We start from the raw sequence: 12,327 nt of genomic DNA, 5'->3' as shown, positions 1-12,327 counted from the left end.
TTACATCCTAAAGATATTTGGCACTATACTCATGTACGGTATCAATAAATGCTTTTGGATTCGCCGGATCAACCCACTGGGTAATACCATGACCTAAATTGGCAATATAACCGGTTTTCTCGCCATTGGCATAGGCATCATCCAGCATGGCTTTTGTCGCTTTAATGATGGTGTCTGATGAACCATATAAAGTTGCAGGATCCAGGTTACCCTGAAGTGCTGCACGACCAGCAACCGTTTGACGAGCGACATTCAATGGCGTGGTCCAGTCCAGACCAAATGCATCTGCGCCTGTCGTAATCATCGGTTCCAACCATTGACCGCCACCTTTGGTAAACAGAATTACCGGAATCTTGCGGCCGTCTTTCTCACGTTGCAAACCAGCGACAATCTTCTGCATATAGTTCAGCGAGAACTCGATATATTCACGATGTGCTAATGCCCCACCCCAACTATCAAAGATCTGTACCGCTTGTGCACCCGCATCGATCTGCGCATTCAAATATTCAGTCACTGCATCAGCCAGACGATCCAGTAAAGCATGCAAAACTTCAGGCTGCGCATACATCATCTGTTTGGTAAAACGGAAATCCTTGCTTGAACCGCCTTCGACCATATACGTTGCCAGAGTCCATGGACTGCCCGAGAAACCAATCAGAGGAACCTGACCGCCCAAGGCTGAACGAATGGTCGAAACGGCATTCATCACATAATCCAGATCCGACTTGGCATTAAATGCAGGCAGATTGGCGACATCCTGTTCGGTACGGATGGTCTTGTGAAATTTCGGGCCTTCACCGGCTTCAAAATACAGCCCCAGTCCCAAAGCATCCGGAACCGTCAAGATATCCGAGAATAAAATCGCGGCATCAAGATCATAACGGCGTAAAGGCTGCAAAGTTACTTCACAGGCCAGTTCAGTATTCTTGCAAAGCGAAAGGAAATCTCCTGCCTTGGTACGCGTTTCGCGGTACTCAGGCAAATAACGGCCAGCCTGACGCATCATCCATACTGGCGTAGCATCTACAGGCTCACGCAACAATGCGCGCAGAAAACGATCATTTTTTAAGGTCGTCATTCACATTCCCATCTTTCTTTGACATTGCCAACATCATAGCAAAAAGGCCGCAGTTTTAATAACTTCTGGCAACTTTAAAAACCGATCGGATTGAACGGCAACCTAGTGATTTACACAAAACAACTACTGCATCTCCACATTTTTTCTGTAATACTTATAGTGTTTTTTCACATAGTTAAAGAAATAATTCTTAAGGTTGAGTTACATGTTCGTTCGCACAATGCTCGCTGTGAGTCTAGGTTGCATTTTCGCAGGTCAAGTTTTTGCCGCGTCTACTGCTGAACAACCATCAAAACCCCAAGTGGTGACTGATGTTGCAGTGCAAGATCCGATTGATCCATTAGCAACTGAAGCTTCAGCGGCCCAAGCAGCACCTGCAGAAGCGCAAATTACCGCACAAGAACAACAAGACTTAAAACAGGCATCTGAAGCGCTGAATGAGCTACAGGATACCGAAGATCAGACTGCTTCTATTGGCGCAGCATCAAATACCAAAGCACCGACTAACTCTGCAGCGACCAAAGCTTCGTGGACTTTAGACGGCTTAAATAATGCCCAGTGGTATGAAAATATCGGTGCAGGTCAATTCCCAGTTTACGCACGTGCACATGTCATGCTGAATAATGCCCATGCATCACCGGGGGCGATTGACGGAACCAGCGGTAAAAATACACTAAAAGCCATTGCATCTTTCCAGCAAATGAATGGCATTAAACCGACAGGTGTTTTGACTCAGGAAACCTGGGATAAACTGGTGGCACGTCAGGGTTCTAAGCCAGCCTTTGTTGAATACACTATTACTGAAAAAGATCTGGCAGGCCCATTTGCCAAATCTATTCCTTCAGATTATGCGTTACAGGCGAAAATGAAAGGCCTGTACTACACACGTGTCAGTGAAATGTTAAGTGAAAAATTCCATATGGATGAGAATTTTTTAAAGAAACTCAATCCAAATGCCAACTTTAATAAAGTTGGTGAAAAATTACTGGTCAGTAATGTACGTAATGACTTGCCTGAAGGTATTCACTTGATTGTTGCACATAAAGGCGCGAAACAACTGTACTTATTTAACAGTAAAAATCAAATGATCGCGTCATTCCCTGCCACCATTGGTAGTGCGGATACACCATCTCCAACTGGAACCTATAAAGTAACAGGTGTTGCACCAAACCCTTGGTACAGCTATTCACCGTCTAACTTTGTACAAGGTAAAAACTTAAAACCACTATCTTTACCACCGGGTCCTAACGGTCCTGTCGGGAATATCTGGATTGGTTTAAGCAAGAAATCATTTGGTATTCACGGAACACCAAACCCGTCTACCATTTCGAAAACAGCGTCACATGGTTGTATTCGTTTGACTAACTGGGATGCCAATGATCTTGGCCGTAAAGTCAAATCTGGGGTAACGGTTCGTTTCTTAGAATGATGATCAGTCTGCCGATTTGAATAAAAATAGCCTGCTTTTGAGCGGGCTTTTTTATTCCTTATGTTTACTTTCAGCTCTTTCGTTGCAAAAATGCAATGATCTGTCGCCTATTTGAGATTTTTTCAGTTATAAAACGACAGTATGATGATCTCAAGTTAAAAATAATGTCGAGATAAAATCATGAATGCTTTTCTACATCCGAGCGAAAATCGTGGTCATGTAAAAATGGGCTGGCTGGAGTCTAAACACAGCTTCTCATTTGGTAACTGGTATAACCCAAAGTATATGGGTGTCAGTGCTTTACGCGTTATTAATGATGATCTAATTGATGGACATCAGGGTTTTGGAACACATCCACATGACAATATGGAAATCCTGACCTGTGTGCTGAAAGGAACTATTACCCATCAGGATAGCATGGGCAATCATGGCGGAATCGCTGCGGGTGAATGGCAACTGATGAGTGCAGGAACCGGTGTGCGACACAGTGAAATGAACCAAGGCGACGAACAGGTCCATTTACTGCAAATCTGGATTATTCCAAATGAACGTGATGCCAAGCCGAACTATCAGCAAATCCGTCTGGATCCACATGAGCAACCGAACCAGTGGCATTTGATTTGTGGTCCGAATGACAATGCACCGATGCATATTCGTCAGAATGCCGAAGTCAAAACTGCGGTGATTCAGCAAGGCCAAAGTCTGGAAGTGAAAGCGACCCAGCATATTAATTATGTCCATGTCATTTCTGGCGCTATCCAGATCGCTGAACATAAGGTTGAAGCTGGCGGCGCAATTGCTTTTCTGGATGACACAGAAATTAAAGCAAGCGAAGATGCGCAAGTGATCTGGTTTGACTTACCTGAAGTACCAAACTAAACTTTTAATAAGGCTCCCTCTACAAAGGCTATTGATCATTTTGATGAATAGCCTTTTTTATACATAGAATAATGAATAAGAGATATAAGTTTGCAGAATCATTATAAGGTTTCCTAACCAAGAAAATTATGCTTGCTACCTATACAAATCCAACCAATTCTCATCACACTTTTACCTAACCACAGCAATATTTAGGTGAATATAAACTAATCCCTTTCCATGGAATCCAGTGCTATATAGCTTTGATCATTCACGACTGGTTTGATATTGTCTTTTGCAGCCATAAAGTGAATTGACCTTTTCATGTAGGTTAAATAAATAGAAGAGCATATCCGTATGAACCAAATTTTAGAGATTCAAAGCAGCCCGCAGCAAGCTTTGCTTTATTTATTAGCCTTTTTAAAACAACAAGATTATCAGTTTACGACCATTACACCGCTTTCCCACCAGCGAATTCTGAATCGAAAAAAGAATGAAATTTATAAGCACAGAACCCATCAGGATATCTTTGGCTGGAATCTAAACTTTAAAAAAACTGATCTTGATTCTGCCCTTTTTACATTATTGCAAGAACATCAGCTTCTACAGGTTCAGGAAGATCAATACTTGAGTCAGGTTCGGGTTTCTTCACTCGATGGCGAACTCTTTATTCATTCAGCTTTTCCAACCACTCAGCAAGATGCGGTATTTTTCGGTCCGGATACGTATCGCTTTATCTATCATCTCAAGCAATATCTAGCTGCTCAGCCTCGCCCTTTTAAACGGGTCGTGGAAATGTGTTGTGGCACTTCAGCAGCCGCGATCAGCATTGCCAGACATTTTCCAGATGTGAATGAAATGATGGTTGCAGACCTGAATCCCAAAGCCTTGCTCTATAGCCAGATTAATATCAGTTTTGCCGGCTTAAACCATATTCATCCGGTTCAAAGTAATTTATTTTCCAATCTTGATGGAAAATTTGATCTGATTTTTGCTAATCCACCGTATTTAATTGATCCCGAACAACGTCAATATCGTCATGGCGGTAATGCGCTGGATGGCTGTGATTTATCATTCAGGATTATAAAAGAAGGTCTACAGCGCCTGAATTCTGGCGGACATTTATTTCTATATACCGGTGTGACCGTGACTGAACATGGCAATCTGTTTTTGCAGCATCTTAAAAATTTGATGAAACAGCATCACAATATAACTTGGTCTTATGAGGAAATTGACCCGGATATTTTTGGTGAAGAACTGGAACAGCCGGCTTATCGACATGTGGAAAGAATTGCGTTGGCATTAATCAAGATTGAAGTAGGCAATTAAAGAATATCTATTTATCAATTATGGAATTTTAAAATTTTGACTTTGTTCGCTATCAGCTTATTTTAAATCGCTTTATTAAAATCATAAGCAATAAAAAACCCCAATCTTTCGACTGGGGTTTTTAAAATTTGGCGGAAGCGGTGAGATTCGAACTCACGGAGGACTCACACCCTCGTCGGTTTTCAAGACCGGTGCATTAAACCGCTCTGCCACGCTTCCATGGGCGCAATAATACGGAGCTTTTGTCCGGCTGACAAGTGAAAATTACAGTGAATGCAATCAACTGCATATAGTTTCATCAAATCCTTACAGTTTTGCTGCTAATTCCGCTCCCTCACGAATGGCGCGCTTGGCATCGAGTTCAGCAGCCAGTTTTGCACCGCCAATAATATGATACTGCGCCAAGGTATTTTCCCCAGCACTCGGCATCAGGTCTTTTACCGATTCCTGACCTGCACATACCACAATGGTATCCACACGCAATAATTGAGCATGGCCATCTACCTCAATCCATAAGCCTTCATCGGTAACAGATTTATATTGCACACCGCGCAACATACGCACGGCATGTTTTTTTAACTGGGCACGATGTACCCAGCCTGAAGTCTTGCCTAGTCCTGCGCCAAGTGGTGTTTTTTTACGTTGTAATAGATAAATTTCCCGTACCGGAGGTTCTACTTCAGCACGCTGTAACCCGCCTTCAGTCACATAATCTGGATGAGAATCTACACCCCATTCACGCTTCCACTCATCCACAGGTTGCGGCTGTATTTGATGCGGTGGCTTTAATAAAAACTCGGACACATCAAAACCGATCCCGCCTGCGCCAATGACCGCAACACGATCACCGACAGGTGCGCCACGTAGCACTTCTGCATAAGATAATACTTGTGGTGCCTGACTGCCTTCGATATTCAAGGCACGCGGCACAACCCCTGTAGCCACAATCACCTCATCAAAACCCTCACGTTCTAATTGCTCGCGATTGACTCGGGTATTGAGACGCAGATCAACGCCGGTTTTTTCCAGCTGGACTTTAAAATAACGAATCGTTTCGTGAAATTCCTCTTTCCCCGGAATGACTCTAGCCAGATTGAACTGCCCACCGACCTCATGACTGGCTTCAAATAGAGTGACATCATGCCCGCGGCTGGCTGCGACTGTAGCAGCAGACAAACCTGCCACGCCACCACCAATGACCGCAATGCTTTTCGGTTTCTTGGTTTTGACATAGACCAGTTCGGTTTCATAAGCGGCACGCGGATTGACCAGACAGGTTGCGCGCTGGTTTTTAAAGGTATGATCCAGACAAGCCTGATTACAGGCAATACAGGTATTGATTTCATCAACACGATTGGTTGCAGTTTTATTGACCCAGAACGCATCTGCCAAAAGTGGACGTGCCATCTGCACCATATCTGCCTGACCAGAAGCCAGAATTGCTTCGGCAGTGTCTGGCATATTGATCCGGTTGGATGCAATCACCGGCACCGAAACATGTTTCTTAACTTCAGCCGTGTAATCGACAAAAGCAGCACGCGGTACAGAAGTCACAATGGTGGGAATACGTGCTTCATGCCAGCCAATCCCGGTATTGAGCAAAGTAATTCCTGCCTTTTCCAAAGCTTTAGCTACGGTAATGACTTCCTGCATGGTATTGCCATCATGTACCAAATCGAGAAGCGACAAACGGAAACAGATAATAAATTTTTCGCCAATTTCCTCGCGAATGGCTTTGACAATTTCTACGGCAAAACGCATCCGGTTTTCGATCGGGCCACCCCAACGGTCGTTACGCTGATTGACATGACGGCTTAAAAACTGATTCAGTAAATAGCCTTCCGAACCCATAATTTCCACGCCATCATAGCCGGCTTTTTTGGCAATACTGGCAGTTTTCACATAATCCTGAATGGTATTCAGAATCTGTTTATCTGACATTTCACGCGGTTTAAAAGGAGAAATCGGTGATTTGATCGGGCTGGCCGAAACCACAAAAGGCTGATAGCCATAGCGTCCAGCATGCAGAATTTGTAAAAGAATTTTAGCACCATGCTTATGCACTGCATGTGTCACCAGACGATGCGGCGCAATATCCCCCAAGGTATTCATGGTACCGCCTGCCGGCAACAACCAGCCCTGACGGTTTGGCGATATTCCACCCGTAATCAGCAGACCTACGCCACCCTTTGCACGTTCACCAAAATACGCTGCCAGTTTAGGATAGTTATAGAAGCGGTCTTCCAGACCAGTATGCATCGACCCCATCACCACCCGGTTTTTAATGGTGGTAAAACCCAAATGCAGTGGCTTTAAAATGTTGGCATAGTGCGTCGTGGTCATAACAAATCCCTGATTATATTTGGCTGAGCAAGTCATGCCCTTACTTTAACTGATTTTCAGAGGCTTTTTATGACCCGGAGTTCAGCATTTTCAGGCACAAATATCAATCTTCAACATCAGCTGGCTACATACATGACAGATTAGTTCTGCCATTGTCGTGCGCTGGATTTCCATAATGCAATCGCACCCAATACTGTACCAATTGGAAAACTCAGCAACATTAGAATGGCCATTATTCTGGATAAAGTTCGTCCTAAACCATTGCCCTGCTTCACCTTGATACTGGCCTGTATATTAAAAAACATCAGTAAGCCTAAAAGCAGCAGCACCACACCTAAACTCAGCATGGAAATACTGGATTGCTGATATTCAAGATATAAAAACAGTACAGTACTAAAACCAATCAGGCCGGCATAAATCCCATGCAACAGTGCCAGCGTTTCATTCTTGGGTTTAGGATTTAAATTAGGTAAAGGTGGGATATGAGTCGCCATGCTTTTATTCCTGTTTTATCTGGTTTTTAACTTTATTCGGCTGAATATAACCAATTTTCTTTGTTTTCAGCAGGATTCTGGTGAAAATCGTGCGATTTATGATTATTTAAGCCTATTGAATAGAGATTTTAAAACGAGTTTTTCTTTTCTAAAGCAAACCTAAATAAATTAATGATACAATTGATGCAATATGTATTTTTTCAGGCCACCAATTCTGGCGTGCCTATTTCATATCATTAGGATGAACAATGTCTGATAATGCAACTATCTTGCAGAATGTCCCAGTAGGTAAAAAAGTTGGTATTGCCTTCTCTGGTGGTCTAGATACTTCTGCTGCTCTTTTGTGGATGAAACAAAAAGGCGCTGAACCTTATGCTTACACAGCAAACCTGGGTCAGCCAGACGAAGACGATTACGATGCGATTCCAAAAAAAGCTGAAGCTTATGGCGCAGTAAAAGCACGTTTAATCGACTGCCGTTTACAGCTTGCATTAGAAGGTATTGCTGCAATTCAATGTGGCGCGTTCCATATTTCTACAGGTGGTATGCCTTATTTCAACACGACGCCATTGGGTCGTGCAGTAACAGGCACCATGCTGGTTACTGCCATGAAAGAAGATGACGTTAACATCTGGGGTGACGGTTCAACTTATAAAGGCAACGACATTGAACGTTTCTACCGTTATGGTTTATTGACCAATCCTGCGCTTAAAATCTACAAGCCTTGGTTAGACCAAACTTTCATTGACGAGCTGGGCGGACGTGCAGAAATGTCACAGTTCCTGATCGACAATGGTTTTGACTATAAAATGTCAAAAGAAAAAGCTTATTCAACTGACTCAAACATGCTGGGTGCGACGCACGAAGCTAAAGATCTTGAATACCTGAATGCAGGCATCAAAATCGTTGAGCCAATCATGGGCGTTGCGTTCTGGAAAGATGACGTAGAAGTAAAAGCTGAAGAAGTATCGATTACTTTTGAAGAAGGCTTCCCGGTTGCTATCAACGGTCAACGCATTGAAGATCCAGTTGAATTTATTCTTGAAGCGAACCGCATCGGTGGCCGTCACGGTCTAGGCATGTCGGATCAAATCGAAAACCGGATCATCGAAGCGAAATCTCGCGGTATCTATGAAGCTCCGGGTATGGCGCTGCTTCACATCGCTTATGAGCGTCTGGTAACGGGTATTCATAACGAAGATACGATTGAACAATACCGTATTAACGGTCTACGTTTAGGTCGTTTGCTTTACCAAGGTCGCTGGTTCGATTCTCAAGCGCTTATGCTGCGTGAAACTGCACAGCGTTGGGTTGCTAAAGCAGTTACCGGTACTGTAACGATCGAATTGCGTCGTGGTAATGACTACACCATTATGAATACTGAATCTCCGAACCTCACTTATGAAGCTGAGCGTTTGACTATGGAGAAAGGTGATTCTATGTTCTCGCCGATGGATCGTATTGGTCAGTTGACCATGCGTAACCTGGATATCACGGATACTCGTGCGAAACTGGGCATCTATACAGAGACTGGTTTATTGGCAGTTGGTTCAGCATCTGCAGTGCCACAACTAAAAGACAAAAACTAAGTTTTAGTCCTTTTTAGTTTCTTAAAAAACCGCTCCTGATGAGCGGTTTTTTATTGAGGGTTCGTTTATTGATTGTAATAATCTCTAACCATTTGCGATATCTGAATTGACTGAACGAATGGACTGATAATAAATCTGGTTGCGTCCAAGCTGTTTGGCACGATATAGCGCCTGATCCGCGATTCCCAATAAGGCGTCTTTATCAATATCATCTTCACCACGATAGACGGTAATGCCTAAACTGATGGTGATATGTTTCGCAACCGAGGATTTTTCATGTGGAATTTCCAGACGATCAATCGCCTTAAAAATATTTGAAGCCACTGCATAAGCACCATGTGCATCCGTTTCTGGCAAGAGCACCACAAACTCTTCCCCGCCATAACGCGCGACAAAGTCCATATGACGGATCGCATTTTTGATGGTTTTGGCAATAGTCGAAATGACATCATCACCTTTCTGATGCCCATAAAAATCGTTGTAATTTTTAAAGAAATCTACATCGATAAACAGAATTGCCAATGCCGTTTCTTCACGATGTGCACGTTCGAAATGGACTTGCAGCGTCTCATCAAAAGTCCGTCGATTGGAAATCTTGGTCAGCTCATCGTACTGACTCAAATGTAATAATTCGTTGGTATGGATACGCTGGATCTGCTCACTGATTCTGGCGCGAATGCTATAGAGAAATATCACACGTTCACGGGCAAAAATCATATGGCTAATCACATAACCCAGCAAGCAACTTCCAATTAAAATCCGGCCAAAAACCATAGGATTAAATTCAACTGAAAGGCTAAACAATACAAGAATAGTAGTTGCCGCAGCGAGTAATCCGGTGACCAGCATCTGAATCGGTCTAATACCGGTCAGAATATAACCCAGGATATACACGATCGTGACTATGGCCATGGACTGATGCTGCAAGGCATCAGTTTTAATCGACATGGTAATGCATGAAATTGACACCTGTATCCAGAACACCAACAGCATCGAAGCCTGCGGAAAAAAGCGCTTGATCTTGGGTAAACAGGAGAATATATAAAAAATGATTAATGACATGCCACCATTGAGCAGGCCCAGCATACACAGGACAAAATCATGTACGAAATATTCTTTGCTGATACTCCAGTAATCTGTAGGAATCATTACCACTAAAAAAAGGAAATAGGCTAGTACTCCAGCCCAGACATATTTTTCGACATGTTTACGGGCGCGTTCCAGATTTTTGGTCCAGAATTCTTGTTCCAGATTTTGTGGGAAGACCGGGCCTACACGCTGGCTTTGCCGTGTAATCAGTTGTTCTATGTCTTCTTTATCATCTTGCAATTTCGCTAGATTGTACTTGTATTCCATTGCCAAGTATTTATGTAATTTTTTTATTAATTTTAAAATAACATACTTTTTAAAATTAATTTATACATATCCCTTATTTTGTAGCGCTTTCTCGTTACCATTTTTACTATAGATGGATTATCATTTGTTTTATTTGTTCGACTGAATTTGCCTTGAATACGATTACGATTCTCCAGCCAGATGATTGGCACGTTCACCTGCGTGATGGTTTAGCACTGCAACGTACCGTTCCCGATTTAGCCAAGCAGTTTTCTCGCGCCATTTGCATGCCAAATCTGGTGCCACCCGTTAAAACTGTCGAAGAAGCCAATGCCTACCGTGAACGTATCATGGCACATGTGCCTGAAGGGGTAAATTTCGACCCACGTATGGTACTGTATTTCACTGACAACACCCCGGCAAGTGAAGTTAAAAAGATCAAAGAATCTGCGCATGTCAATGCCATCAAGCTCTATCCTGCGGGTGCGACCACCAACTCCGATAGTGGTGTGAGCGATATGAGCAAAGTCTACGGCGTAATTGAACAGCTTGAAGAACACCAAGTGCCTTTATTGCTACATGGTGAAGTGACGCATAATCATGTCGATATTTTTGACCGTGAAAAGCGTTTCCTGGATGAAGTGCTGGCTCCCTTACTCAGACAATTTCCCAAGCTGAAACTGGTGCTCGAACACATCACCACCAGCGAAGCAGCAAACTTTGTACTTGAGCAAGACCGTAATGTCGCTGCAACCATTACGCCGCAACATTTATTGTTTAACCGCAATGACATGCTGGTTGGTGGGATCAAGCCGCATTTCTACTGCTTGCCGATTTTAAAACGTCAAACGCATCAGCAAACTTTGCTGGAAGTCGCAACCAGCGGTAATCCTAAATTTTTCCTGGGAACAGATAGCGCGCCGCATTCAAAAAATGCAAAAGAAAATGCGTGTGGCTGTGCAGGATGTTATAGTGCGCCGACTGCCATTGAGCTGTATGCTCAGGCATTTGATCAGGTGGGTAAAATTGAACGCCTGGAAGGTTTTGCCAGCCATTTTGGTGCAGACTTCTATGGCCTGCCACGTAATACCAATACCATTACCCTGGTTAAAGAAGATCAAGTAATCCCTGAAAGTTTAGACTATCTGGATGGTGAACAGATTATCCCACTGTATGCTGGTAAAACCATTCAATGGAGAAAAGTGTGACAAATGAAACGCTCCCAATCATTGGTCAACGTTTTCGTGGATTCTTACCTGTAGTTGTCGATGTCGAGACTGCAGGTTTTAATGCGCAGACTGATGCATTGCTGGAAATTGCGGCCATTCCGATTGTTTATAATGAGGAGGGTCAATTTGTGCCGGGTCAAGCTTACCATGCACATATCAATCCTTTCGAAGGGGCAAACCTCGACCGACGTTCGCTGGAGTTTATTGGGATCGATCCTTCTAATCCAATGCGAATCGCCATGGCCGAAGATGAGAAAACTGCACTCAAGCGCATTTTTAAATCGGTGAATGAAGTGCGTCGCCAGCAAAATTGTACCCATGCAGTTTTAGTCGGACACAATGCACATTTCGATTTAGGTTTTCTTCAGGCCGCGATTGCCCGTACCGGGACCAAAAACCAGAACCCGTTTCATAGTTTTTCTGTCTTCGATACAGTGACTTTAAGTGCGGTGATGTTTGGTCAGACTGTACTGGCGAAGTCCTGTATCCAAGCTGGAATCGAGTTTGATGGTAAAGAAGCCCATTCTGCATTATATGATACGCAGAAGACCGCTGAACTGTTTTGCTATATTTTAAACAAACTCGCACCTCACCTGCTTGACACTCTGGTGGCGGATCAATAAGATACCGCCATCTTCTAAAC

The 12,327-nt window shown here is 43.4% G+C and carries 10 protein-coding genes and 1 tRNA gene; 6 read left to right on the top strand and 5 right to left on the bottom strand.

Going from position 1 to position 12,327, the window contains the following annotated elements; translation table 11 throughout:
* Positions 1–7: 7 nt before the first annotated feature.
* On the bottom strand, positions 8–1,078 hold the full coding sequence (hemE, locus tag FTV42_RS05050) for a uroporphyrinogen decarboxylase (protein WP_180037801.1): 1,071 nt from the start codon (positions 1,076–1,078) through the stop codon (positions 8–10).
* A 205-nt stretch (positions 1,079–1,283) separates the two neighbouring features.
* Between hemE and FTV42_RS05045 the strand changes: the two genes are divergently transcribed.
* From FTV42_RS05045 to FTV42_RS05035, 3 genes are all read left to right on the top strand, one after another.
* Positions 1,284–2,507 carry a L,D-transpeptidase gene (locus FTV42_RS05045; RefSeq protein ID WP_180037798.1) on the top strand — a complete coding sequence of 408 codons (1,224 nt, stop codon included), beginning with the start codon at positions 1,284–1,286 and terminating at the stop codon, positions 2,505–2,507.
* A 180-nt stretch (positions 2,508–2,687) separates the two neighbouring features.
* On the top strand, positions 2,688–3,386 hold the full coding sequence (locus tag FTV42_RS05040; RefSeq protein WP_180037796.1) for a pirin-like bicupin family protein: 699 nt from the start codon (positions 2,688–2,690) through the stop codon (positions 3,384–3,386).
* A gap of 336 nt (positions 3,387–3,722) precedes the next feature.
* The gene (locus tag FTV42_RS05035; protein ID WP_071851849.1) at positions 3,723–4,694 is read left to right on the top strand and encodes a class I SAM-dependent methyltransferase; all 972 of its coding nucleotides are present in this window, start codon (positions 3,723–3,725) and stop codon (positions 4,692–4,694) included.
* Positions 4,695–4,823: 129 nt separating this feature from the next.
* On the opposite strand, the gene FTV42_RS05030 is transcribed toward FTV42_RS05035, so the two are convergent.
* The 3 genes from FTV42_RS05030 to FTV42_RS05020 form a co-directional block, all read right to left on the bottom strand.
* Positions 4,824–4,913 (bottom strand) — tRNA-Ser (locus tag FTV42_RS05030).
* 87 nt (positions 4,914–5,000) lie between these two features.
* Positions 5,001–7,037 carry an NADPH-dependent 2,4-dienoyl-CoA reductase gene (locus tag FTV42_RS05025; RefSeq protein WP_071851847.1) on the bottom strand — a complete coding sequence of 679 codons (2,037 nt, stop codon included), beginning with the start codon at positions 7,035–7,037 and terminating at the stop codon, positions 5,001–5,003.
* Positions 7,038–7,177: 140 nt separating this feature from the next.
* Complete coding sequence (locus FTV42_RS05020) at positions 7,178–7,531, bottom strand: hypothetical protein (protein WP_071851845.1); 354 nt, start codon at positions 7,529–7,531, stop codon at positions 7,178–7,180.
* Positions 7,532–7,779: 248 nt separating this feature from the next.
* Between FTV42_RS05020 and argG the strand changes: the two genes are divergently transcribed.
* Entirely contained in the window at positions 7,780–9,120 is a 1,341-nt protein-coding gene (gene argG / locus FTV42_RS05015; protein WP_004279561.1) for an argininosuccinate synthase, read from the top strand.
* 84 nt (positions 9,121–9,204) lie between these two features.
* Here argG and FTV42_RS05010 read toward each other — a convergent pair whose 3' ends face one another.
* Positions 9,205–10,476 carry a GGDEF domain-containing protein gene (locus tag FTV42_RS05010; protein WP_071851843.1) on the bottom strand — a complete coding sequence of 424 codons (1,272 nt, stop codon included), beginning with the start codon at positions 10,474–10,476 and terminating at the stop codon, positions 9,205–9,207.
* Between the two features lie 152 nt (positions 10,477–10,628).
* On the opposite strand from FTV42_RS05010, the gene pyrC reads away from it, so the two are divergent.
* A complete protein-coding gene (gene pyrC / locus FTV42_RS05005; protein WP_004279558.1) occupies positions 10,629–11,663 on the top strand; it encodes a dihydroorotase in 1,035 nt (344 codons plus the stop codon).
* Positions 11,648–12,307 (top strand): ribonuclease T, encoded by a 660-nt coding sequence (gene rnt / locus FTV42_RS05000; protein ID WP_004279557.1) that lies wholly within the window; start codon positions 11,648–11,650, stop codon positions 12,305–12,307. Before pyrC ends, rnt begins: the two co-directional genes overlap by 16 nt.
* Positions 12,308–12,327: the final 20 nt, after the last annotated feature.

Origin of the sequence: Acinetobacter sp. YH16052, from assembly GCF_013417155.1 — a bacterium.
Lineage (GTDB): Bacteria > Pseudomonadota > Gammaproteobacteria > Pseudomonadales > Moraxellaceae > Acinetobacter.
Note: the sequence above shows the minus strand (reverse complement) of the source record. Positions and strands in the feature narration are given on the sequence as shown.

Excerpts from the sequence above, each read along its gene's own strand:
- FTV42_RS05025 (WP_071851847.1), bottom strand. The coding sequence starts at position 7,037 with ATGACCACGACGCACTATGCCAACATTTTAAAGCCACTGCATTTGGGT.
- FTV42_RS05010 (WP_071851843.1), bottom strand. The coding sequence starts at position 10,476 with ATGGAATACAAGTACAATCTAGCGAAATTGCAAGATGATAAAGAAGAC.
- argG (WP_004279561.1), top strand. The coding sequence starts at position 7,780 with ATGTCTGATAATGCAACTATCTTGCAGAATGTCCCAGTAGGTAAAAAA.
- FTV42_RS05040 (WP_180037796.1), top strand. The coding sequence starts at position 2,688 with ATGAATGCTTTTCTACATCCGAGCGAAAATCGTGGTCATGTAAAAATG.
- FTV42_RS05020 (WP_071851845.1), bottom strand. The coding sequence starts at position 7,531 with ATGGCGACTCATATCCCACCTTTACCTAATTTAAATCCTAAACCCAAG.
- FTV42_RS05035 (WP_071851849.1), top strand. The coding sequence starts at position 3,723 with ATGAACCAAATTTTAGAGATTCAAAGCAGCCCGCAGCAAGCTTTGCTT.
- rnt (WP_004279557.1), top strand. The coding sequence starts at position 11,648 with ATGGAGAAAAGTGTGACAAATGAAACGCTCCCAATCATTGGTCAACGT.
- hemE (WP_180037801.1), bottom strand. The coding sequence starts at position 1,078 with ATGACGACCTTAAAAAATGATCGTTTTCTGCGCGCATTGTTGCGTGAG.
- FTV42_RS05045 (WP_180037798.1), top strand. The coding sequence starts at position 1,284 with ATGTTCGTTCGCACAATGCTCGCTGTGAGTCTAGGTTGCATTTTCGCA.